The organism is Micromonospora parastrephiae (assembly GCF_016802865.1).
Lineage (GTDB): Bacteria > Actinomycetota > Actinomycetes > Mycobacteriales > Micromonosporaceae > Micromonospora > Micromonospora parastrephiae.
This window is the reverse complement of sequence record NZ_JAEVHM010000022.1, coordinates 1-22,749: the sequence shown is the minus strand read 5'-3', so window position 1 is coordinate 22,749 and position 22,749 is coordinate 1. Positions and strand designations below refer to the sequence as shown.

21 protein-coding genes are annotated in these 22,749 nt (G+C 70.6%); 18 read left to right on the top strand and 3 right to left on the bottom strand.

The features are described from left to right. Positions 1-87 precede the first annotated feature (87 nt). The gene (locus JNW91_RS07530; protein ID WP_309244275.1) at positions 88-1,437 is read right to left on the bottom strand and encodes an AAA family ATPase; all 1,350 of its coding nucleotides are present in this window, start codon (positions 1,435-1,437) and stop codon (positions 88-90) included. Positions 1,438-2,637: 1,200 nt separating this feature from the next. Between JNW91_RS07530 and JNW91_RS07525 the strand changes: the two genes are divergently transcribed. The 4 genes from JNW91_RS07525 to JNW91_RS07510 all read left to right on the top strand — a co-directional run bounded on the left by JNW91_RS07525 (position 2,638) and on the right by JNW91_RS07510 (position 7,567). Beyond that, on the top strand, positions 2,638-3,936 hold the full coding sequence (locus JNW91_RS07525) for a class-II aminoacyl-tRNA synthetase family protein (protein ID WP_203174180.1): 1,299 nt from the start codon (positions 2,638-2,640) through the stop codon (positions 3,934-3,936). A 43-nt stretch (positions 3,937-3,979) separates the two neighbouring features. Beyond that, entirely contained in the window at positions 3,980-4,453 is a 474-nt protein-coding gene (locus tag JNW91_RS07520) for a hypothetical protein (RefSeq protein ID WP_203174179.1), read from the top strand. Positions 4,454-4,861: 408 nt separating this feature from the next. Next, entirely contained in the window at positions 4,862-6,745 is a 1,884-nt protein-coding gene (locus JNW91_RS07515) for an alpha/beta hydrolase-fold protein (RefSeq protein WP_203174178.1), read from the top strand. A gap of 228 nt (positions 6,746-6,973) precedes the next feature. Next, positions 6,974-7,567, top strand: coding sequence for a VanZ family protein (locus JNW91_RS07510; protein WP_309244274.1), 594 nt, complete (start codon positions 6,974-6,976; stop codon positions 7,565-7,567). Between the two features lie 187 nt (positions 7,568-7,754). Here the strand turns inward: JNW91_RS07510 and JNW91_RS32030 are convergent, their stop codons facing one another. Further along, positions 7,755-8,678: an aminotransferase-like domain-containing protein gene (locus tag JNW91_RS32030; RefSeq protein WP_309244273.1), complete on the bottom strand. Its 924-nt coding sequence runs from the start codon at positions 8,676-8,678 to the stop codon at positions 7,755-7,757. Beyond that, positions 8,651-9,106, bottom strand: a complete 456-nt coding sequence (locus JNW91_RS32025; RefSeq protein ID WP_309244272.1) for a GntR family transcriptional regulator — start codon at positions 9,104-9,106, stop codon at positions 8,651-8,653. Before JNW91_RS32025 ends, JNW91_RS32030 begins: the two co-directional genes overlap by 28 nt. Positions 9,107-9,751: 645 nt before the next feature. On the opposite strand from JNW91_RS32025, the gene JNW91_RS07500 reads away from it, so the two are divergent. The 14 genes from JNW91_RS07500 (at position 9,752) to JNW91_RS07440 (ending at position 22,714) form a co-directional block, all read left to right on the top strand. After that, entirely contained in the window at positions 9,752-10,999 is a 1,248-nt protein-coding gene (locus JNW91_RS07500) for an anthranilate synthase component I family protein (protein WP_309244271.1), read from the top strand. Further along, on the top strand, positions 10,996-11,607 hold the full coding sequence (locus JNW91_RS07495) for an anthranilate synthase component II (RefSeq protein ID WP_203174175.1): 612 nt from the start codon (positions 10,996-10,998) through the stop codon (positions 11,605-11,607). The genes JNW91_RS07500 and JNW91_RS07495 overlap by 4 nt, the downstream gene beginning before the upstream one ends. Then, positions 11,604-11,837, top strand: a complete 234-nt coding sequence (locus JNW91_RS33870) for an NAD-dependent epimerase/dehydratase family protein (RefSeq protein ID WP_407664272.1) — start codon at positions 11,604-11,606, stop codon at positions 11,835-11,837. Before JNW91_RS07495 ends, JNW91_RS33870 begins: the two co-directional genes overlap by 4 nt. Further along, on the top strand, positions 11,762-12,313 hold the full coding sequence (locus tag JNW91_RS07490; RefSeq protein ID WP_309244270.1) for an SDR family NAD(P)-dependent oxidoreductase: 552 nt from the start codon (positions 11,762-11,764) through the stop codon (positions 12,311-12,313). The genes JNW91_RS33870 and JNW91_RS07490 overlap by 76 nt, the downstream gene beginning before the upstream one ends. Before the next feature lie 63 nt (positions 12,314-12,376). Further along, the gene (locus tag JNW91_RS07485; RefSeq protein WP_203174174.1) at positions 12,377-13,801 is read left to right on the top strand and encodes a phenylacetate--CoA ligase family protein; all 1,425 of its coding nucleotides are present in this window, start codon (positions 12,377-12,379) and stop codon (positions 13,799-13,801) included. After that, positions 13,785-14,435: a prephenate dehydratase gene (locus tag JNW91_RS07480; RefSeq protein ID WP_203174173.1), complete on the top strand. Its 651-nt coding sequence runs from the start codon at positions 13,785-13,787 to the stop codon at positions 14,433-14,435. The genes JNW91_RS07485 and JNW91_RS07480 overlap by 17 nt, the downstream gene beginning before the upstream one ends. A gap of 84 nt (positions 14,436-14,519) precedes the next feature. Next, positions 14,520-15,758 (top strand): amidohydrolase family protein, encoded by a 1,239-nt coding sequence (locus tag JNW91_RS07475; protein WP_309244269.1) that lies wholly within the window; start codon positions 14,520-14,522, stop codon positions 15,756-15,758. After that, complete coding sequence (locus JNW91_RS07470) at positions 15,758-17,047, top strand: MFS transporter (protein WP_203174171.1); 1,290 nt, start codon at positions 15,758-15,760, stop codon at positions 17,045-17,047. The genes JNW91_RS07475 and JNW91_RS07470 overlap by 1 nt, the downstream gene beginning before the upstream one ends. Further along, positions 17,044-17,847 (top strand): B3/B4 domain-containing protein, encoded by an 804-nt coding sequence (locus JNW91_RS07465; protein ID WP_203174170.1) that lies wholly within the window; start codon positions 17,044-17,046, stop codon positions 17,845-17,847. Before JNW91_RS07470 ends, JNW91_RS07465 begins: the two co-directional genes overlap by 4 nt. Next, positions 17,844-19,079, top strand: a complete 1,236-nt coding sequence (locus JNW91_RS07460; protein ID WP_203174169.1) for an ATP-grasp domain-containing protein — start codon at positions 17,844-17,846, stop codon at positions 19,077-19,079. The genes JNW91_RS07465 and JNW91_RS07460 overlap by 4 nt, the downstream gene beginning before the upstream one ends. Continuing rightward, on the top strand, positions 19,070-20,290 hold the full coding sequence (locus JNW91_RS07455; RefSeq protein ID WP_203174168.1) for an MFS transporter: 1,221 nt from the start codon (positions 19,070-19,072) through the stop codon (positions 20,288-20,290). Before JNW91_RS07460 ends, JNW91_RS07455 begins: the two co-directional genes overlap by 10 nt. Positions 20,291-20,314: 24 nt before the next feature. Next, positions 20,315-21,619: a TrpB-like pyridoxal phosphate-dependent enzyme gene (locus JNW91_RS07450; protein WP_203174167.1), complete on the top strand. Its 1,305-nt coding sequence runs from the start codon at positions 20,315-20,317 to the stop codon at positions 21,617-21,619. 53 nt (positions 21,620-21,672) lie between these two features. Continuing rightward, complete coding sequence (locus tag JNW91_RS07445) at positions 21,673-22,377, top strand: flavodoxin family protein (RefSeq protein ID WP_203174166.1); 705 nt, start codon at positions 21,673-21,675, stop codon at positions 22,375-22,377. Then, positions 22,367-22,714, top strand: coding sequence for a cupin domain-containing protein (locus JNW91_RS07440; protein WP_203174165.1), 348 nt, complete (start codon positions 22,367-22,369; stop codon positions 22,712-22,714). The genes JNW91_RS07445 and JNW91_RS07440 overlap by 11 nt, the downstream gene beginning before the upstream one ends. The last annotated feature ends 35 nt before the right edge of the window (positions 22,715-22,749 follow it).

The window sequence follows — 22,749 nt, the reverse complement described above, 5'->3', positions numbered from 1 at the left end:
TTCCTCTGGTGTCCGGTTCTGTCCGCGCCGAGGCGGGGACAGAACCGGCCCTGGCCGCCCGGACGACGACCCTTCCGGGCCGGTTTGTCACAGCCCAGGGAGGCACAGCGGCTCGGGGACGCCACGCGGCGGCTGTCGTTGGCTGAGGACCGCCCCGGTTCGTAGGGCGTGGCGCACCAGGTTGAGCACACGGAAGCGGGGCGGTGCGCCATCCGTCGCGTCAATTCGACGCACCAGGCCGAGGGTGCGCAGTTTGCGGATGGCACGGAGTGCGCCGGCGGCGGGGCCACCGAGCAGGTCGACGGCTTGCTCCACCGTCCACGGGTCGGCTTCGACCAGGCGCCGCAACGCCTCGGCGTCCTTCACCGGTAGCGCGGCCATCGTCCGGTCGAGCCAGTCGATCAGCGAGTTGTCGGTGTTGACCAGGGCGGTGGCGAGTGTCACCGGTGGGCCGGCCGCGGTGTCGAGTAGCTGCGCGGGCTCGTAGAGCAGCAGCCAGGAGGCAGCGGCCTCCAATGCGCGGGGGATGCCGTCGAGATGCCAACTGATGCACGCGATCGCCGCGGTGACATCGGAGTTCGTACCGGTTGCCGGGAAGAGCTGCACGGCGCAGGAGCGAAGAAACTCCACGGCGGGGTAGCGTGCGAAATCGGCGTCGCCACCGTCGCAGGAGTCCGGGATGGCGAGCGGGAAGACGGAAAAGATCGGGTCGCCGAGGGTCGGCGGGATCTCGCAGGTCTCGTACAGCACCCGCAGCCCGGGAGCGCGGTGAAGCAGCAGACGCAGCGCCTGTTCGTCGTCCTGGTCGAGGTCCCGGCCGTCGACGGTGACCAGGATGTCGCTCTTGGCCAGGACGGCAACCACGTCGTCGAGGACGGGTTCGCACCCGAGCCGGTCGGCGATCCGGCCGATGAGGGTGTGTCGGGGGCCGACTGGAGCTTCGCCGTTCGGTGGGGAGCCGCCCGCCTCGACGCAGATGGCGGGCATCCGACCGCTCTGGTGTAGGGCATCGGCGACCTCGTGGATCACGCGGGTCTTGCCGATTCCCGGCATGCCGACAACGTTGACCAGTCGGTGTCCGTTGGACTCCAGCATGTCGGTCAGCGTGGTCACCTCGCGCTCGCGACCGATGATCGGCCCGAGCGGGGCTGGTGGTGCGATCACCTTGTCGATGAGCGGTTCGCCGGCGAGGGGCCCGGCCGCCGCCTCCAGTTCGGCCCGGCGGGCCTTGCTCAGCCGTAGGGCATCGGCGAGCAGTCTGATGGTCTGGATCCGGGGGGTCCTGGTGCGTTCTAGTTCGAGGTCGCGGATGGCTCGCACACTGATGGTGGATATTTCCGCGAGCTGTCGCTGTGTCATTCCTACGCGTCTTCTCGCGTTTCTCAAGAGGATCCCAAACTGCGCGTCCGTCGCCTGGTTAGCGAAGATTTCCAACACCCCCCGAGATTGTTGCCAAACGGGACCCGCGCGGGCTGCGGGCCGAGCGCGTAATTTCCGCTACTGATCTACCGCTGCCTTCACCGAAACGCGCCCGCGAAGCATCGCCGATCGCCGATGCCGGGTTCTTCCATCCGCCTTGATGGGTTTTCGGTGTCGAGGCCGGTGGACCGCGGGAAGGCGTCTGTCGATGGTGGTGGCGGCGGGGGCGCTGGCCCGTTGGATGCCGACGACGCGACGATCGGAGATCGTTTGGCCCGGCACCGTCCGCTGGATTTGGGGTGAGACGATCCGTTTGCGCAGGTGGTGGAGTTGCATCGCGGGTGCGGGAGGTCTTGGCGGCGGTTGTGGGCGGTCGGCTGCCGAGGTGGGCGGCTGGGCGCCTTCTGGGGCTGGAGGCCGGGCGGTCGACGCGTCGACGGCTGTCGCACGCCGTTGTCGACGTCGATCTTGTCTGATGGCCCACGACCTCCCCCTGATGGTTGCCGAAGATCTATCAAGAAGGCGGAATGCCGCCCTTCTTGGCGCGTACCGGGTTAAGGAGGAATATGTGCCTGGATTCACGCGGCACGAACAAATACCCCAATGCATGGTACGCATTGGGGTGCGCGGCTAGCATGTTTCGCCCCCGGTCTCGATGTCACAATAACGCTGACGCCGAATGTTCTGACCCGAAACTAGTCACTCCCCGCATCGATGTCAATGCGTTCCGGTCAATCTGGGTGGCCGGGCGGGTGTCGGCTTGATCAGTGTCGTTCGGCCCGGGCGCCTCGTCCGGCATTCGCCGCCGTGTCCGCCCGCACGCGTGCTGTTCGGTGACGCCCGGCCTGGGAATGTGCCGCCGTTCTGCCGCACTAGGTTCCTGTTGATGTTGGCCGGCGCGCATAGTCTCTGCCCCACGGACGGTGCCCGATGGGCCGCGCACCCGCGTGCCGCCCCGATGGGCTTGTCCCGCGGGGCCAGACAGCGACAGGGGAACGATGGTACGACCAGCGGGCGGATCCGGCGCGACGAGGCCGCATCGTCGCGATGGACGCGTCGAGCGGCGGTCTGCCGATGCGCGGACTGCTCAACCCGAGGCGACCGGATCGTGGCGGGGCGGGAACGCCGACGGCAGGACCGTGACCGCGATCCTGCACGGCACCGCCGGGTGTTCGCGTCCACCTGCGCCCGGCTGTGTCGCGCGGACAGGTCGTCGGTATGGAGCCGACGCTTCCTGTGCGCCTGTCGCCGGTGCGCGAAGTTCGGTTGGCCCTGCTCCCTGACGCCGCCGAGACAACCCTCCCGTGCAACCTGAGGAGCCGAATGCCGACCCAATTGGTGGTGCTCGTCACGCCGATCCCCGACTACCTCAGCTCCGAGCTGGCCAAGCGGGTCTACTACGTCTCTCCGGAGATCGAGCAGTTTCACCTGGTTTCGGAAGGTGGCCGGGTCGTTGCTGTCGAGGTGACCACCTCGGTTGCCGGTGATGTCGGTGAACTCAGTCGGAAGCTGGATCTGATCATCGCCAAGGACGTGCTGCCTCAGCGTGAGGTGGAGGCCGAGGTGGTGTGGAGTTCTCCGCATCGTCCCCGCAACGCCGACGGGACCTTCGCGCAGCTGGCGGCCGCCGGGATGGTGGCAGAGATGGGCGAGGGGATCTACGCCACCGGGGCCTTGTTCCACGAGGTCCTGTCCGGGCTGGATCGAAGGCTGCACGACCTGGCTGTCGGGGAGTTCGCCGCCAGCGCCTTCCACTATCCCAACCTCATCTCGACCGATACGTTGCGGCGTGCGGGTTACATGAGCTCCTTCCCTCAGTTTCTGATGACGGCCAGCCGCTTCCGGTCGGACGTCGACACCTATGACTCCTTTGCCTCCGGGGTCGCGTCGGTCGACGACATCGGGCAGCACATCGAAGAACACAGCGAACACCTCGGCTACTGCCTGCCGCCCGCGATGTGCTACCACGTTTACCAGCACCTGCAGGGACGTGGCCTGGCCGAGGGCCCCATCGTGGTGACGACTCGTGGCCAGACCTTCCGCTTCGAGTCCCGCTACCGACGCTCACTGGAGCGGCTCTGGGAATTCACCATGCGCGAGGTCGTCTTCATCGGCGAGCGGACCGCGGTCGCGGAGCAACGCCGCCGCTTGATGTCCGCGGTGGGCGACATGGTGACCGAGCTGGGGCTCGCGGGTCAGATCGAGGTCGCCAACGATCCCTTCTTCTTCAACGGCCAGATCGCGGAGTACGTCCGGGTGCAGCGGGCGATGGAGCTCAAGTACGAGCTGTGCCTGCCGGTGGAGCACGGTCGCAGCGTGGCCGCCGGGTCCTTCAACATCCATGGTGAGAAGTTCGGTTCCGCGTTCGGCATCACCCTCGCGGACGGCGGTGCGGCGCACAGCGCGTGTGTCGGCTTCGGCCTGGAGCGTTTCGCCTACGCGCTCTTCTGTCAGCACGGGGTGGACCTCGACGCCTGGCCCGACGACGTGCGGGCGATGCTGAGGACGAGCGTGTAGCAGCCCCGGGCGCCGCACGAGCCGGGTGCGGGATCATCGGTGGATGGCTGACATCCCGCTTCGGATCCGTGCACGGGTACGTCACGAGCCGGACCGCTCCTACGCCGTGCTGGTCGAAGGACCTGAAGGGGAGGTGCTGGTGGCCGTCACCCGCAGCACGCGGGAGGTGCACCGGGTGGCACGCGAAGGTGCTGCTCGCCTGTTCGGTGTGCCGACGGAGCGAGTCGCCGGGGAGTACGTGGACGTGGTGATTCCTCAGCCGCCATACGGTCGCGACGGGCAGTGGGTGCGGATCGTCTCGACGGGCGAGTCCACCGATCCGGAGGACTCCGCCGACCTCGGTGCGGCCGGAGAGGCGCACTGGTTCGGTCACGAGGGCGCCTGGTTCGTCACGGTTGCCGGCTCCGGCACAGCCCTTCACCCCAGCGAGCATTTCGATTTCGCGCCCGTCCTCACGGACGAGGAGGTCGCCGAGCTGCGGAGTTATCTCGCTCGGTCAGCCCGACGTCCTACCTGAGGGCCTGCAACGTGAGCCGCCGGCAGCGGGGGCGTGCCGACCATCGGGGGAGAAGTCCCGCTCGACGTTGACGTGAGGCGGATCGTCGCGTTGCCCGCGTGTCCATGGTGGACGCGCGTGAGGCCGGTGCTGGCCGCTGGCCACCAGGAGCAACCCCTGCCGTGGACGCTCTTGACACCGCAAGCCGGACCCAGCAAGACTAGCCGTTGCTAATTCGATTTAGCAGAACGGGCCCTGTTGAGGCCGAAGCGGGTCACATCAATCGGGCCAGGTGGCCCGCGGAGGCCAGGAGGAGTCTCCTCGTGCCCGACCACCACACCGCGTCTCGTCCCGCGGAAATCATCTGGCGGCCTCTCTCCGGGCAAGGCCACGGGATCCACGGCGAGAGACCACACAGGAGGGCGCTCAATGAGCACAGCAATCGGAAGACGCAGGCTCAGGCGTGCGGTCTCGTTGCTCGCGTTCGTGTCACTCGGTGCCGGCGCCATCGTCCCCGCGCCAGCTGCCGCCGCGGCCAAGCCCGCGATCGTGGAAGGCGCGACCGTCACGCCGGATCGCGATTCACCGACCGGATACACCGTCACGTTCGTCTACCACAATCCCCAGGCCACCCAGGTCCGCCTTGCCGGGGACCTGACTCTGCTCGACGTCAGCACCGGCAACACGCGCTATCAGCCGGAAGCGTGGCAGCCGGGGCGCTACCACGCCGGAGGCACCGAGTTCCTCCGGGACATGACCAAGGATTCGAAGGGAAACTGGTCGGTCTCGGTCCCGCTGCACGCCGGAGGCCTCAGCTACTGGTACCGGGTCTGGGACCCGACTCGGGGGTGGGAGAACAAGCGGATCTGGGATCCCGCGTCGACGAACCCTCGACCGCCGGGCGAGTCCTCGTTCCGGGTCAGGAACAACGACGTTCTCGATGCCGTGTACGTGCCGTACGCCGAGAAACAGAACGACCCGGTGCTCAAGGAGCGTGCGGAATACGAGCTGCCGATGGCGGACCGCGCGCAGCGAGGAACCGTCCAGTACGTCCCGTACACCACGATCCTGGGCGACAGCGGCCACTACCTCGGCGTCTACCTGCCGGCCAACTACGATGCCAACCGCGCGGAGCCGTACAAGGTCGCCTACCTCGCCCACGGCATCTTCGGTGATGAGACCGATTTCATGGTTCCCGCGAATGTCCCGAACATTTTGGACAACATGACGGCCAGGGGCGAGATCGAACCCACGGTGGTCGTCACCATGGGGAATCACTTCACGGGGACCAGCCTCGGCTTCGCCTCCTACAACCAGACCAACGCGGCCAACAACCTGGTCCAGACGATCCTTCCCCTCATCGAGCGCAGCTACAACGTCTCGACCGAGCGCGCCGGGCGCGCCTACGCCGGGTTCTCCTACGGTGGCATGACGGGCGGCGTCGTCATCAGGAACTACCCGACCACGTTCGCGTTCTACGGACACTTCTCCGGTAACCCGTCCCTGACCGCCCAGGACTACGACACCATCGCGGACGCGGTCGGGGACGACGACCTCTTCGTCTTCCTCGGCAATGGTGTCTTCGAGGGCAATCTCAACGCCCAGAACGCCATCGCGGACAACTTCAGGGCCCGGGGGTTCGCCGCCGAGACGGCCCAGGTCCCCGGTGCGCACGACGGGATGACGGCGGGTCAGCTGTTCACGATCTTCGCCAGGGACCACCTGTGGTCGGGGGTCGACTCCGTATCGGTGACGCCCGCGACCGAGGAGCTGACCAAGGGCTGGAACTGGGTCAGGCAGTTCAGCGCTCAGGTGACGACCAACGACGGTGTGAGCCCGGCGGTGACGTGGTCGGTCAAGGGGGCGACCTCGGCAGGCACAACGATCTCCGCGGATGGTGTGCTCTCGGTGGCCGCTGCCGAGACCGCGTCGTCGCTCACCGTCGTGGCCACGTCGGTGGTGGACCGCACCAAGGCAAGCTCAGCCCAGGTCACCCTCCTGCCACCGGGCACGGCGGGAGTCGTGGTGAAGGCGAAGGCCGCACCTGCGTCGATCGTCCGCGGTGGGACGTTCAGGCTGAACGTCGACGTGAGGGCGCGGTCCCAGCAGAAGATGGCTCCGAAGGCGACCGGTGAGGTAGCTGTCACCTTCGGCGGCGCCACGCAGGTGGTGCCGCTGACCGGCGGCGCGGCCGTCATCGAGCTACCGACTACGGGACTGTCAGTAGGGGTGTACCCGGTCCACGTCGCCTACTCCGGTGACCCGACCTACGCTCCCGCGGCGGGCGTGCATCAGCAGCTGCGGGTTCGGTAACAGCAGGCATGGTGGGCCGGCGACCTCCCGTCGTCGGCCCACCGTCCCGGGATGGTCAACAGACGCGGTCGGTCTTCGTCGGCGGTGCGGGTCAGTGTGTCGGGGATCAGGGCTGTGCGGCATTTCCGCAGGGCCCACCGACAGGACCTCGCAGCGGACCGGGGGCGACTATGGTGCCGGGGTGACGACCGACGGGTCAGATCGGCGACGGACGGCAACGGAGCGAGCGTGATCAAGGAGTGGCACGGCTGGGTCGGCACGTTCACCGGCGTGGTTCTCCTCACGGTGGCCGTACTGCCGTTGGCCGCGCTGGTCGTGTGGGTCCTGGCACGCCGCCGGGCTGCGACCGGCACCACCCCGCCGTGGCGGATGTCGCTGGCCGAGGTCGGCATCGTCTACGGGACGGTGCCGTGGGTGTGGATGATCCTGCTGCCGGGCGATCGGGCCGGTGCCGTTTCCGGGCGGGTGAGCCTGGTGCCCCTGCGAGACCTGCTCACCATCCTCTCCGACGGGGGTCTGCTGACGCTGACGGGCCAGGTCGTCGGCAACCTGCTGGTGTTCGCGGCGCTGGGGTTCCTCGCCCCGCTGCGGTTCGCGGCGCTGGCGTCGGTGCCGCGGATCCTGGCGCTCGCGGCGGGCTGCTCGATCCTGGTGGAGGTCGCGCAGTACGCCCTGCGGCTGGACCGGGTGACTTCCGTGGACGACGTACTGCTCAACGCCGCCGGCGCCGGGTTGGCCGCGCTGGCGTCGCGCCGCTGGTGGCACGCCAGGGCCAGCGCGCTGTCAGATCGGCCTCGATCGGCCCCGGCGTTGGGACGCTGAGCCGCCCACCGTACGCCGATCGACGCCTCGGTCACCCGGCTTGGCAGGGGCACGTCGGACGTTGATCCTTGCCGCATCGTCGCCGCGCGCCAACGCCAGTCTGCTGGACGCGAGTGTGACCTCAGGTCGCCGGGACGCCGACGAGTGGGACAAGATCGCGGCGGTTCGGTTGGAGGAGGCGGGCGTCTCACGCACTGGTGCGGCCGGTCGTCTCCCGGTACGCCAGTGCGAGTCCGGCCAGGCCGCGGGCCAGCTCGGGGCCACGTACCCCGGCGTAGCCGATGACCAGCGCCGGCGGTCGGTCGTCCGCTCGCAGGGCGTAGAAGCGGCCGCCGCGGACCAGTACCGAGCGGCGTCGAGCCGCCTGCACGATCGCCTCCTCGGCGCACCCCGCGGGCAGCACCAGGTACGCCTGCGGTCCGCTGCCCCCGGCGAGGGTGGTGGCGCCGGGCATCTGACGCGCGACGAACTGGTTGACCGTCTGGCGGCGTTTCTGGAAGTCGTCGCAGAGTCGCCGCAGGTGCCGGTCGAAGGCGCCGGTGTCGATCAGCCGGGCGAAGGTGAGCTGCTCCAGGCCGGGGCAGCCGATGTCCCAACCGGCGCGTACCCGTTCGATCCGTGCGGTCAGGCTGGCGGGGGTGGCCAGCCAGCCGAGGCGTAGCGCCGGGGCGAGGACCTTGCTGGTGCTGCCGGCGTAGATCACCCGGTCCGGGGCGAGGCTTTGCAGCGCCGGCATCCGCTGCCTCGGGGCTACGAAGGCGGCGTCGAAGTCGTCCTCGATGATGTAGCCGTCCACCGCCTCGGCCCAGGCGATCAGCTGCGCCCGGCGTTCGGCGCTGAGCGTGGCTCCGGTCGGGAACTGGCTGGCCGGGGTGGTGAGCACGGCGCGGACTCCGCTCGCGGTGAGCGCGTCGACCTGGATGCCGTCCCGATCCACCGGGAGGCCCACCGGGCGCAGGCCGGCCTCGGCGATGAACTTCCACTCGCCCGGGTGCCCCGGGTCCTCCACCCCCACGGTGTCGTGGTCTCGGTCGCGCAGCTCCCGACAGAGCAGCGCGAGTCCCTGGGCGAAGCCCGAGGTGATCATGAGGTCTTCGGGCCGGGTGCGCACGCCCCGCACCCGGCGAGGTAGCCGGCGAGAGTGTGCCGGACGACCGGCAGGCCGGACGGTGGGGCGTAGCCCAGGTCGCGGCGGCCGGCGGAGTTGACCACCGCGCTGACCGCCCGGATCCAGTCCTGGCGGGGGAAGGTGGAGTCGTGGAAGCTGCCGGTGCGCAGGTCCCAGACAGCCGCCGTGGGCGCGCGGTCGTCCGGGGTGAGCGCCGAGCCGATGTCCGTGCGCGCCTCCGCCGCCACGGAGGTGCCCGAGCCGTGCTGGGAGACGAAGTACCCCTCGGCGCACAGCTGTTCGTACGCCTCGACGACCACACTGCGGGACACCCCGAGGTCGGCGGCGAGTTGCCGGCTCGACGGCACGCGGGTGCCCGGGCGCAGCACGCCCTCCTCGATCTGCGTACGAAGCGCGTTACGGAGCTGCACTGCCAGCGTTTCGCGCGATTGACCGTCAATTGACAGGCTTAGATTCATAGACAAGTGGTCCGCTCCGGGATCGTCGAAGTGGTATGGACAGCGCGATCCGTGCCTGAGGAAAGTGTTGGCCGGGCGCGCAACCGCCCAGTGGCCGGCGAATCAGGGCGTTCGCTCCGAGTGTGTCCAATATGGGCGCGCGTGGGTGTATGCGATGCCGGCACACAGCGGTCGTGCGAGTCCTTTCGTGCGGGGGGAAAAGTCCGAACTGCCGCGTCACGCGGTGGAGCCAGCGCCAACGGGGGCGCGGAAATCGGGCTGCTCAGAGGGGGTTCCACAGTGTCCTTATTGTCAAAGGTGTTCGTCGATCGGCCCATTCGGCCTCATTCAGTGGCAGCGAGACGTACTCCACTGGCCGACTCCATTCCAATAGAAGTGACATCTGTCACACTGCCGTCGATCGATCCGTTATCGCTCTATACGGCACTCTCCGAATGTCGTCCACACGACGATCTGTATCTCTTTGAAAGCCTGGACGGGCCGGCTCAGGACCGCTATGCGGCGGCCGTCGGCTGGGGGCGTCTCGCCGAGTTGCGGTTCATCGCCGATCGGCTTGAGGTGATTTGCGACGGCCCGCTCGGCGACGCTCTGGCCGCCGTGCTCACGACGGTCCTCGGCGAGCCGGCCCGGCATCGCGCCCAGGAGCGGGTCTGGCCGGTGGCCGGGCCGCCCGAGGTGTGGGCCGCGGTCCGGGCCGTGCAGCGGGCGTTCGCGGTGCGCACCACCGTCCCCACCGACAGCTTCGCCTTCGGCTTCCTCACCACCCTGGCGTACGAGGCAGCGCGGGACATGGACGAGCTCTCCGTCGACCGGGTGGTCGACGACATCCCCCGCTGCACGCTCGCGCTGTTCCGGCACACCGTGTGGTGGGATCTGCGCGCCGGCACCGTGCGGCAGCTCTCCGCCGCCGGCCCGCACCTGCCCCGGGAGGACGCCTCCGCGGCCCGGATTCCAGAGCAACTCGGCGCACGACACGACGATCACCCGGATGTGCCGGCCGCTCCGCCGCCCAGTCTGGTGCGGGACAACGTCGACGAGGAGACGTTCGCCGCCCGGGTCAAGCAGTGCCTGCGGCACATCGAGGTCGGGGACAGCTACCAGATCCAGATCGGCCACCGGATCGACGTGGAGACCACGCTCACCCCGCTGGAGGTCTACCGGCGGCTGCGGCACCGTAACCCGTCGCCGTACATGTACCTGACGCCCTGGGCGGGCCGGACCGTCATCGGGGCGAGCCCGGAGCTGTTCCTCCGGATCGAACAGGGTCGGCTGTCGATGCGTCCGATCGCCGGCACCGCGCCCCGCGGCGCTGACCCGGAGACCGACCGCCGGCGGGTGGCCGAGCTTTCGGCCAGCGAGAAGGAACGGGCCGAGCACGTCATGCTGGTCGACCTCTGCCGCAACGACATCGGTCGGGTCTGCGTGCCGGGGACGCTCAGCGTCGACGCGATGTTCGACGTCGAGCCGTTCGCGTACGTGCACCACCTGGTCTCCACTGTCTCCGGCCAACTCGCCGACGACGCCGACGTGTGGGCCGCGATCTGCGCCAGCTTCCCGGCCGGCACCATGACCGGCGCGCCGAAGCTGCGGTCGATGGAGATCATCGACGGGTTGGAGGACGAACCCCGGGGCGTCTACGCCGGGTCGATCGGACTGGTCGACGTGCGCGGGTACGCGGTGCTCGCCCTCTGCATCCGCACCGCGGTCCATGATGGCCGCCGCTACCGCACCCAGGCCTCCGCCGGAGTGGTTGCCGACTCCACGCCCGGCGCCGAGTGGCAGGAGACGCTGGCCAAGATGAGCGCCACCTACTGGGCCCTGACCGGTGTGGAGCTGCTGCCGTGAAAGTCCTGCTCGTCGACGCGTACGACAGCTTCACCCACATCATCGACCAGTACCTGCGGACCCTCGGCGCGTCGACCGTGGTCGTCCGCTCCCGGTCGCGGACCAGCGAGCAGCTCGTCGGCCTGCGGCCGGACGCGGTGGTGCTCGGCCCCGGGCCGGGCCACCCGGCGGAGTCCGGGCACGTGGAGCTGGTGCACGCCTTCGCCGGCCGAACCCCGCTGCTCGGCGTCTGCCTCGGCCATCAGGCGATCGGCCTCGCCTACGGTGCGACGGTCGCGGTCGCCCGGCACCTGATGCACGGCAAGACCAGCGTGGTCGCGCACGACGGCCGAGGTGTGTTCGCCGGGGTGCCCGCCCCGGTCACCGTCACCCGCTACCACTCGCTCATCGTCGCGGACCCGACGCCGCCGGCCCTGGAGGTCACCGCGCGGTCGTCCGACGACGGCTACGTGATGGGGGTACGACACCTGACCCTGCCGGTGGAGGGGGTGCAGTTCCACCCGGAGAGCGTGCTCACCGAGGACGGGCTGCGCCTGTTCGACAACTTCCTGCGCCGCGCGTCGGCGCCGGTACCGGTAGCCGGCCAGCGGACGGCGGGAGCGCCGTGAGCGACCAGTCGGCTCCGATCACGGTGGTCACCGGCGCGGCGGGTGGCATCGGCCGGGCCGTGACGGCCGCCCTGACCGAGTCCGGGCACCGGGTGGTCGGCGTCGACGTCGAGCCGGTCGCGACCCGGCGGCGTACGCCTCGCTGGTCGCCGACGTGGCCGTGCCGGAGCAGGTGGAGCAGCTCTTCGCCCGGATCCACGAGCGGTACGGCCAGCCCACGGTGCTGGTGAACAACGCCGGCGTGTACCACGCTCGGGCCTTCCTCGACTACGACCCGAAGACCTACGCGCAGGTGCTCGACGTCAACCTGGGCGCCGTGTTCTTCTGCACCCAGGTGTTCGCCCGTGCCCTGATCGCCGCCGGTCGACCCGGCACGGTGGTCAACGTCGCCTCGATCAGCGGGCAGTCCGGTAGCCCGGATGCGGCGTACGGGGCGTCGAAGGGCGCGTGCATAGCGCTCACCCGCAGTCTCGGCCGGGCGCTCGCCGAGCATCACATCCGGGTCAACGCGGTCGCTCCCGGCCTGGTCGAGACTCCGATGGCCGCCCGGATCCCGGTCGAGCGCCGGGACGACTACCGGGCCCGGATCCCGGTCGGCCGGTTCGGCACTCCGGCCGAGATCGCCGCGGCCGTTGCCTGGCTGGCCGACCCGGCCAGCAGTTACGTCACCGCCACGATTCTGGACGTCAACGGCGGCCTGCACTGACCTGCGCCATGGCCCGCCGCGATCGCACCGCAGCCGGGCTCATCCCTGGAAAGGATCCCGACCATGTGGCTTCCGACCACCGGACCGGCGGCCGACTTCGCCGTCGACTACCTCACTCTGCACCGGGCCTTCTACGACCGCAGCCTGCAACCGACCGACCTGGGGTCGTGGCGGGAACGGCAGCTACGGAGGGTCCTCGACCAGGTGTCCACCGGCTCGCCGTTCTACGCGCGTCACCTGGCCGACGTCGACCTCGCCACGATCACTCCGTCGACCCTCGACCGGCTGCCCTTCACGACGAAGACACATCTGCGCGAGGAGATGCTCGACGTGCTCAGCCGGCCGCTGGCCGACGCGGTCTTCTTCTACGAGACGACCGGCACGACGGGCCGCGCGACCCCGTGTCCCCGCGACGGTCGGGAGGTGGTGGCGAGCAACGCCCACGTCACCGAATCCTGGGCGTCGATCTTCCGCCACCACTTCGGCGACCACCCGCCCCGGATCGGGCTGATGGGCCCGACCGAGGTGCACTCGTTCGGCGACACCCTCGGTGACGTCGCCCGCAACGTCGGCTCGCTCAACGCGAAGATCTGGCCGTACTCGCCGGTGATCGGATTCGCCAAGGCGTTGCAACTGATGAAGGACCTGGAGCTGGAGGTCGTCTGCTGCACACCGGGCGTGGCCATGATGCTTGCCAAGGCGGCCGAGCACTACGGCTACCGGCTGCGCGAGGACTTCGGCGTCAAGCTGCTCTTCGTCACCGGCGAGATGTGCACTCCGGCGTTGGCCCGCAACCTGGAGTCCGTCTGGGGCGCGGACGTCTACAACATCCTGTACGGCTCGCAGGAGGCGTTCGTCATCGCCACCGCCTGCCGCAACAAGCGGATGCACCTCTCCCAGACCAACTACCTGATCGAGGTGGTGGACCCGGAGACGGGCGCGTCGCACGGCTCGCGCGGCAGCGGGGAACTCACCGTCACCATGCTGATCGACGGGGTGAAGCCGCTGATCCGTTACCGCACGGGCGACGCGGTCATCGTCGAGCCTTCGGACTGCGACTGCGAGATGGCCGGCGACCTCGTGCAGATCGTCGGCCGCACCCTGGACCGGATCGAGCTGGGCGGTCGACGCTTCACCGCCGGCCAGATCGAAATGGCCGTGTTGACCGGGGTCACCGGCTCGGGCGGCTATCAGGTGGTGATCGACCACGACCCGAGCGCGGGCACCGACCGGCTGACGGTCCGCCTGGAGCTGCTCAAGGACCTCGTCGACGACCCCGCCGGGGTGGCCGACGGGGTCCGGGAGCGGGCCGGCGCCGCGCTCGGCGTACCGGTCGAGGTGGAGCTGACCGACAGGCTCGACCCGATCGTGAGCACCGGCGCCTTCGTGAGTTGGAAGGCCGCCCGGATCGTCGACCGGCGCATCGAGGTCGACCACGAGACGAGGGTGGCGCAGCGGATGGCGGGCAACCGTGGCTACACCACCTGAGATCGCCGCCGACGAGCGGGTACCGGCGCTGCCCGGGCCGCTCGCCGAGGCGTACGGGCGGCGTTGGCGCAGCGTGGTGGACCGGTGGGCGAGCCGGCCCGGCACGACACTGGCCACCCTCGGCCCGCCCGGGACGTCCAGCCATCTGACCGCGGTGTTCCTCGCCGAGCGGCACGGGCTGCGCGTCGAGCTGTCCGACACCTTCGACGCGGTGCTCGCCGCGCTGGTGGACCGCAGGGTCGACCAGGCCCTCGTACCGAGCGCCTACCAGGGGCTCACCCGCTTCCACTGGCACCGCGACCTGCGGCTGGAGGCCTATTTCGCGCAGGCCACCCCGGAGTACGGCATCGCGGCCCGTCCGGATCACGAGCCGGACCTGGCCAACCATCAGCTCACGGTGGCCGCCCTCTGGGAGGTCCGGCGGATCTTCACCGACCTCGCGCCACCCGCCCTGCGGGACCGGCCGGTGCGGTGGGTCGACGCCGACTCCACCCAGCACGCCGCCGAGATCCTCGCCGCCAACGGCGCCGACCTCGCGGTGACCAACGCGCCCGGCGTGCACCGTCACGCGCTGCGGTGGGTGGCCCGCCGCCCGGGCGCCGAGATCGTGTGGACCCTGTTCGGCCGCCACTGAGACCAGACACCGAGAGAAACCGGAGTGACCGTCTTGTCCCGACGAACGTTGCTGCACCGCGCCACGGTCCAGGAAGGACTGGGGGTGGCCTCCCGACCGCACCACAGCGTGCTGCTCGACGGCGAGCGCATCGTCGCGGTGCTGCCCGAGGCGCAGGCCCCTCTGCACGACCCCGACATCGACGTCCTCGACCTCGACGGCCGGACGGTCATGCCGGGCATGACGCTCGGCCACACCCACATCGCGTACCTGAACGTGCTCGACGGTCGGGAGATGCTCTTCAAGTACACGATCCCGGAGGTCACCCTCGGCGCCGCCGCCAACGCCGCCGACATGCTCCGGCTGGGCTACACCGCCTTCGTCGGGGCCGGCTCGGTGGCCGGCATCGACATGGCCCTGCGCCGGGCGATCGACGCCGGCCGGCTGCCCGGCCCGCGGATCACCCCGTGCAGCCGGGACCTGATGGTGTCCGGCCCGCCGGAGCGCCGCAACCCGGGGGTCAAGCAACGCATCCCGAGCGACCTGATGCGGCTGGCCGACACCCCGGAAGAGCTGATCGAGTACGTCGACACCGAGGTCGCGCAGGGCGCGGAGATCATCAAGGTCTTCTCCACCGGAGACGACACCTTCCCCAACGGTCGATCGCACGAGCTGCTCTTCACCGCCGAGGAGCTGGTGATCGCGGCCCGGGCGGCGCACGAGCGGGGCGTCCGGATCCGGGCGCACTCGCGCGGGCTGGCTGGCATCCGCAACGCCATCGCCGCCGGGGTGGACGTGATCGACCACGCCACGTACGCCGACGACGCCGCCCTGGAGGCGATCGCCGAGCGGGAGATCTTCGTGGTGCCGAGCCTGCATCAGCCGTACCGGCTGCTCACCACCGGCACCCGGTACGGCAAGACCCCCGAGTACCTGGAGACGCTGGAGTTCCAGGCCGAGGTCGAGAACACCCTGCGCATCCTGCCGCTGATGGTGCAGATGGGCATCCCGATCGTGGCCGGCGACGACTTCGGGTTCGCGTGGACCCCGCACGGCCGCTACGCCGAGGAGCTGGAGACGTACGTGACCATGGCCGGTATACCCGCCCCGGTGGTGCTGACCTGGGCCACCGCCAACGGCGCGCGGCTGGCCGGGCGGGGTGACGAGGCGGGCACGGTGCAGCAGGGTCGGCTGGCCGACCTGGTGGTCACCGACGGGGACCCGGCCGAGGACATCACCGTGCTGGGCCGGCCGGAGGCGATCGAGATGGTGCTGCTCGGCGGCCGGGTGGTCGCCGGCGACGCTGCCCGTTACCGCGCCGGGCAGCCGGCGGGGGTGGCGTGATGCGCCGAGGCGTACCCGTCGTCCCGCTGCTCGCGGTCGGCGCCTTCGCCATCGGCACGGACACGTTCGTCGTCGCCGGTGTGCTTCCCGAGCTGGCTCGGACGCTGCGGGTGAGCGTCGCCTCGGCCGGCTGGGTGAGCGCCGTCTTCGCCCTCGCGTACGCGGTCGCCGCTCCGGTGCTCGGCGCGCTGACCGGCCGGCTGGAGCGGCGTACCGTGCTGGTGATCTCGCTGGTCGGGTTCACTCTGGGCAACGTCGCCTCCGCGCTCGCGCCCGACCTGCCGCTGCTGCTGTTGGCCCGGATCCTCACGGCGGTCAGCGCCGCGCTCTACGTTCCCGCCGCCACCGCGTCGGCAGCCGCGCTGGCCCCGCCCCAACGGCGTGCCCGGGCCATGGCGGTGGTGCTCGGCGGCCTCTCCGCGGCCACCGTGGCCGGGGTGCCGTTCGGCACCTGGCTCGCCGCCGACCTGCAGTGGCGGGCCACCTTCTGGCTGCTCGCCGCCCTCGGAGCGGCCTGCGCGTTGGCGGTGACGGTCGGCCTGCCGACGCTGACCCTGCCGCCCGGGCCGTCGCTGGCCGCCCGGCTCGCCCCGGCACGTGACAGCCGGGTCGGTCTGGCGGTGCTCACCACCGCGCTCTTCATGACCGGCGGCTACCTCGCCCTGACGTACGTCGGTGCGCTGCTCGCCCCGGCCACCGACGGCGACGGAACCCTGCTCGCGGTGCTGCTGCTGGTCTTCGGTGTGCCGGCGGTCGCCGGGACCGTGCTCGGCGGCCGGGCCACCGACCGTTTCGGTGGCGTGCCGGTGCTGCTGGTCTCGGTCGCCGGGCTCGCCCTGGTGCTGGTCACGCTACCGCTGACCCGGCAGGCGCTGCTGCCGGCCGCGCTGGCCATGGCGGCCTGGGGCGTCACCGCGATGGCCACCCAGCCGGCCCAGCAGCACCGGCTCTTCACCATCGCGCCGACCTCGGGACCGCTGCTGCTGTCACTCAACTCGTCGGCCACGTTCGTGGGCATCGCCCTGGGCGGCTTCCTCGGCAACCGGCTGCTGCGGTACGGCGGCCCGGACGCCCTCGACCTGCTCGGGCCGGTCGGCGCGGCGCTCTGCGTGCTGGCGCTGGGCGCCACGCTGCTCGGCAGCCGGGCCCGCGCCGACCGTCCCGCCGGCCAGCCGCCGACCGCCGGATTGGCCTCACCGGATCATTCCGGATTGGCCACACCCGGTGGTCGTCCCGCTGCGTACGGTCGGACCGACCATAGGACCCGAACTTCACGAGGATCACGATGACCCAGCTCAGCGACGGTGCGGACACACTCACCGTGCGCATCGACGACCGGGTGCTGACCGCAGTGCCGGACTACGTGCTCGGCGTGATCGCCGTACCGGCGGTCGAGGTCGCCCCGGCGCCTCCCGCCGTGTCGGCGCTGCTGACCGAGGCCGAGGACGCGCTGCACGCGGCGGACCTGGACAAGGCGGGGGTGGCGGAACTGCCGGGCATCGCCGCGTGGCGGGAGGCGTACCGGGCGGTGGGGGTGAACCCGAACAGATTCCCGTGCGCCGCCGAGTCGATCGCACGGCGGGTCGCCAAGGGTGACCGGCTGCCCCGGATCAACGCCCTGGTCGACCTCTGCAATGCGGTCTCGCTCGGCTCGGCGCTCCCGGTGGCCTCGTGCGCCGTCGACGGCCTCACCGACCTCGACGTCCGGCCGGCCGACGGCACCGAGACGTACCTGCCGCTCGGTGCGCCCGACGCGCCGGAGCAGCCCGAACCGGGTGAGGTCGTCTACGCGGACGCCGACGGGAGGGCCCACTCGCGGCGCTGGAACTGGCGGCAGGGCCACCTGGTCCGCACCGATCTCGGCCGGCACCGGCTGCTGCTCACCGTCGAGTCGGCCCACCCCGGTGGCCGGGCGGAGGTGACGGACGCGCTGGCCCGGCTCGCCGCCGCCCTCGACGAGCTGTCCGACGGCACGCGGCAGGAGGCGGTGCTCGACGGCGTGAGGACCAGCGCCGTCCTGCGCACCGTCGGCCCGGTCGGCGACGGCCCGCTCAGTCCCGCCGGCAGCCACCGCGGGAGCCGTCCGTGAACCGCGCGATCCTGGTGATCTACCGACCGGCGGCCGGTCGGTACGCGGCCCAGTTCCGCAGCGTGGTCGCCGCCGCCGCCGAACTGGGCGTGGCCACCGTCGCGCTGCTGCCGAACGGGCAGCCGGCCACCGAAGCCGCCGGTCTGCCCTGCTACCACGCCGACCTCGACGACTCCGAGGCCGTCCGCTCCACGGTCGCGTCGATCCTCGCCACGCACCCGGTGGAGCGCATCTTCCCGCTCTTCGAGGGGGACGTGCTCACCGCCGCGCGCTGCCGGCGCGACCACGGCATCCCGGGGCTCGACCCGGAGGAGGCGCTGACCTTCCGGGACAAGAACGTGATGCACCGCCGGGCCACCGAGCTGGGCGTGCCGGTGGCCCGTTCGTGCCGCCCCGAGACGGTGGGGGCGGTCGCCGAGTTCGCCGCCGAGGTGGGCTGGCCGGTGGTCGTCAAGCCGTACGCCGGCTGGGCCTGCGGCGACACCCACCGGGTGGACTCCGCCGAGGACCTGGCCCGGGTCTGGCCGCTGATCGCCGACGACCGGCACGACTACCGGGTGGAGGAGTACGTCCGGGGCGCCGAGTACCACGTCGACTCGCTGCTCCGCGACGGCGAGGTGGTCTTCGAGCAGCTCTCCCGCTACACGTACTCGGTCCTGGAGTTCCGCGACGAACCCGGCGGCACCGTCTCCCGGAAACACGATCTGACCCCGGCGGAGCGGCGCATTTTGACGGCCAACGCCACCGTGCTGCGCGGCTTCGGGATGCGCACCGGCGTGGCGCACGTGGAGTTCTTCCTCCGCGACGACGGCGAGCTGGTCTTCGGCGAGGCGGCCGCCCGGGCCGGTGGCGGCTCGATCGTCCCCGCCATCCAGGCCGGGCGGGGGATCAACCTGGCCGGCGAGTGGTGCCGCCTCGAACTGGACCCGGCGCACGTTCCGGCGGCCACCCTCGGCCCGGAGATCGGCACCGAGTACCTGTGCTCCGACCGGTACGGCCGGATCACCGCGATCACCACGGCGGTGGAGTTGCGGGCGCTCGACTCGGTGCGCGACGCGGACGTGTGGAAGACCGTCGGCGACGTGCTCGCCGTGCCGACCGCCTCCAACGACGTGCTCGGCTGGTACGTCTGCGAGGGCCGGGACTTCGACGACGTACGCGCCCGGTTCAAGGTCATCCGGGACGCCTTCGAGGTGGTCACCGAGCCGGTCGGCGACGCGTCATGTGGCTGAGCCGGTTCCGGGCCCTGCCGCGCCCGCTGCGGATGCTGGTCTACGCCTCCTTCATCAACCGGGCCGGCATGTTCGTCTTCCCACTGCTCGCGGTCTACCTGGTGCAGAGCCGGCACCTCAGCACCGGCGAGGCGGGCGTGCTGATCTCCGTGGGCAGCACCGGTCTGCTCGCCGGCAGCCTGCTCAGCGGCCCGGTCTGCGCCCGGGCCGGCCGCCGCGCCGCGCTGGTGTCGAGCCTGCTGCTCAACGCTGCCGGCTACCTGGGTCTCGCCCTGCTCGACGGGCCGACCTGGACGTACGCGGCGCTGCTCTTCGTCGCACTGGTCGGGATGGGGATGTTCGCCCCGGCGGCGAACACACTGATCGCCGACCTGACCGAGCCCGGCCAGCGGCCCTTCGCGTACACGGTCAGCTACCTCGCCAACAACCTCGGCATGGGGGTCGGCCCGCTGCTCGGCGGGTTCGCGGCGGCCTACTCGTACCAGCTGATGTTCGCCGGCAACATCCTGCTCGGCCTGCTCGCGGCGGCCACCATCTGGCTCTTCGTACCGGCGGACACCCGGCGTGCCCCGGTGGCCTCGCCGGCCGCCACCACCCGCCGGGCCGGGCTGCTGCGGGACCTCGACGTGGCGGTGCTGGTGCTGGTCTCGTTCTGTTACGTCGCGCCGCTGATCGGCCTGGAATACACGCTGCCTCTCGCGGTCACCACCGTGCTGCACTCGTCGGTGGCGGTGGTCGGCGCGGTCTACACCATCAACAGCGTGGTCGTGGTCACTGCCAGCCTGCTCATCGAGAAGCGGATCAAGGCGTACTCGACGCGGACCCTGCTGATCGTGGCGGGCCTGCTCTGGTCGACCGGGATGGCCGTCCTGGTGTTCGCGTTCTCGCTGCCCGCGGTGCTGCTCTCCACGGTGGTCTGGACCCTCGGGGAGATCATCGCCTCGGTGGTGGTGCCCACCTACATCGCCGACCACGTCCAGGAGCACCGGGTCAGCGGCTTCATGGCCCTGAACGGTTTCGTGCTCAGCTCCGCCCGGCTGGTAGTGCCGATGGGTCTCGGCTTCGTCTGGCAGACCCAGGGGCACCGCCCCGTCCTCCTCCTGCTCCTGCTGACCCCGGTGGTCGGCGTGGTCGCGTTCGCAGCGCTGCGGATACGACCGGCTGCCCGGCCCGTGCCGTCGGCCGCCGAGCCGGCCACCGCCAGTCCCTGACACCCACCCTCATCGGAAGAGGCCATGACCGCGACGAAGTTCGTTCTGCCTGAGAGTGACATCCCGACGACCTGGTACAACGTGGTCCCCGACCTGCCCAAGGGGCTGCCCCCGATGCTCCACCCCGGCACCCGGGAACCCATCACCGCGGCCGACCTCGAACCGCTCTTCGCCAGCGGCATGATCGAGCAGGAGTTCTCCACCGAGCGGGACGTGGACATCCCCGGGCCGGTGCTCGACATCTACCGGCAGTGGCGGCCCAGCCCGCTCGTCCGGGCCCGTCGCCTCGAGCAGGCCCTCGGTACGCCGGCCCGGATCTACTTCAAGTACGAGGGGGTCAGCCCGGCCGGCAGCCACAAGCCGAACACCGCCGTGCCGCAGGCGTACTACAGCAAGCAGGACGGCGTGCAGCGGCTGACCACGGAGACCGGCGCCGGCCAGTGGGGCAGTTCGCTCTCGATGGCCTGCGCGTACTTCGGCCTCGAGTGCGAGGTCTTCATGGTGCGGGTCAGCTATGACCAGAAGCCGTACCGGCGAGGGCTGATGGAGACGTTCGGCGCGTCGGTCACCGCGAGCCCGAGCGACCGTACCGAGGCGGGCCGGGCGGCGCTCGCCGCCGACCCGCACTCCACCGGCAGTCTCGGCCTGGCCATCTCCGAGGCCGTGGAGGCGGCGATGCACAGCGGCGGCACCGCCAGGTACGCCCTCGGCTCGGTGCTCAACCTGGTGCTGATGCACCAGACGATCATCGGTCAGGAGGCGTTGCTCCAACTGGCGATGGCCGACGACTACCCGGACATCGTGGTCGGCGCGGCCGGCGGCGGCTCCAACTTCGCCGGGCTGGCCCTGCCGTTCCTGCGCCGGCAGTTGGGCGGCGGCCCGACGGTGCGGTTCGTCGCGGCGGAGCCGTCCTCCTGCCCGTCTTTGACCAAGGGCACCTACGACTACGACTTCGGCGACACCGCCGGGCTCACCCCGCTGGCCAAGATGCACACCCTGGGCCATGACTTCCACCCGCCGGCGATCCACGCCGGTGGGCTGCGCTACCACGGCATGGCGCCGATCGTCAGCGCGCTGCGGGAGATCGACCTGATCGAGGCGCGGGCGGTGCCGCAGACCGCCTGTTTCGAGGCGGGCGTGCTGTTCGCCCGCAGCGAGGGAATCGTGCCGGCGCCGGAGTCCACCCACGCGGTCCGGGTCGCGGTGGACGAGGCGATCCGCTGCCGGGAGACGGGCGAGTCGAAGGCCATCGTCTTCTCCCTCTCCGGACACGGCCACTTCGACATGCAGGCCTACATCGACTACTTCGCCGGAAAGCTGACGGACTGACCTCGCAGGGGGTGGGTGCCGTGCGGCGCCCACCCCCGCTACGAGCACCGGGGGTGCCATTGCACAGCGACGTTGGGACCATCCTCGCCATCAACGGATCGGAACGGGCCGGCGGCAACACCGACCACGCCATCGCGTACGCGGGTCGGCTGATCGCCGAGCGGGGCGCGATCCTGCGCACCATCCAGCTACGTGAACACCGGATCTCGCCGTGCAGCCCGTGCGGCGACTGCAACAGCCGTACCCTGCCCTGCCAGGTGGACGACGACGTCCCCGCCCTGGTGGAGCAGATGGCCAGCGCCGACGGGCTGATCTACGCGGCCCCGGTGCACGGGTTCGGCCTGGCCCACCTCATGCAGGTCTTCATCGAGCGTGCGGGCGTCGGCTACCTGCGTTTCACCCGTCCGCTGGCCGACAAGGTGGGCGGCATCATCGTCACCGGGCGGCGGTACAGCGACTCCTCGGTGCACAACCAGATTGTCAACAACCTGCTGCTCAACCGGATGATTCTGGTGGGCAGCGGGTTCCCCGTTCTGTTGCGCAACACCACCGGCACACCCGGCCTGACCGACACCGAGGGCGTCGACGCGCTGGAGCGGATGGTGCACCGGATGCTCGACATGGTGCAGCTGCTCAAGCGGCACCAGCGGGTCAACGGCGATCCGGTGCTTCCGCGCCGGGACCGCAACGAACGCGTTCCGCGGCCCCGCCGCAACGAATCCGCCCCGACCAGAGGAGATATCGAGAATGTCCACTGAGCAGGTCGCCGCCCCGGTCGGCATCGACTTCCCGGCCACCGAGTGGGAGAAGTGGGACAAGCCGGGAGCCGAGGGGCGCGTCAAGATGACGTACGTCGGGGGGCAGCGACTCCGCCTGCTGGAACTGCCGCCCGGCTTCGACGAGCACCACTGGTGTCTGCGCGGGCACACCGGCTACGTCCTGCAGGGCGAGTTCACCATCCACTTCCGGGACCGGTCGGTGCCGTGCCGCCCCGGGATGGGCTTTGTGATCCCCGACGACGAGGAGCACCGGTCCCAGGGCAGCGATGCCGAGCCCACCGTCGTCTTCGTGGTCGACCAGGTTCCCCAGCCGTGAGCGACCAGCACCGGATCGCGGCGCCGGCCGGCTCG

What these genes read in the sequence shown, in the direction of transcription:
- JNW91_RS07525 (WP_203174180.1), top strand. Translation starts at nt 2,638, where the DNA reads ATGGAGCCGACGCTTCCTGTGCGCCTGTCGCCGGTGCGCGAAGTTCGG.
- JNW91_RS07520 (WP_203174179.1), top strand. Translation starts at nt 3,980, where the DNA reads ATGGCTGACATCCCGCTTCGGATCCGTGCACGGGTACGTCACGAGCCG.
- JNW91_RS07515 (WP_203174178.1), top strand. Translation starts at nt 4,862, where the DNA reads ATGAGCACAGCAATCGGAAGACGCAGGCTCAGGCGTGCGGTCTCGTTG.
- JNW91_RS07485 (WP_203174174.1), top strand. Translation starts at nt 12,377, where the DNA reads ATGTGGCTTCCGACCACCGGACCGGCGGCCGACTTCGCCGTCGACTAC.
- JNW91_RS07470 (WP_203174171.1), top strand. Translation starts at nt 15,758, where the DNA reads ATGCGCCGAGGCGTACCCGTCGTCCCGCTGCTCGCGGTCGGCGCCTTC.
- JNW91_RS07465 (WP_203174170.1), top strand. Translation starts at nt 17,044, where the DNA reads ATGACCCAGCTCAGCGACGGTGCGGACACACTCACCGTGCGCATCGAC.
- JNW91_RS07455 (WP_203174168.1), top strand. Translation starts at nt 19,070, where the DNA reads ATGTGGCTGAGCCGGTTCCGGGCCCTGCCGCGCCCGCTGCGGATGCTG.
- JNW91_RS07450 (WP_203174167.1), top strand. Translation starts at nt 20,315, where the DNA reads ATGACCGCGACGAAGTTCGTTCTGCCTGAGAGTGACATCCCGACGACC.
- JNW91_RS07440 (WP_203174165.1), top strand. Translation starts at nt 22,367, where the DNA reads ATGTCCACTGAGCAGGTCGCCGCCCCGGTCGGCATCGACTTCCCGGCC.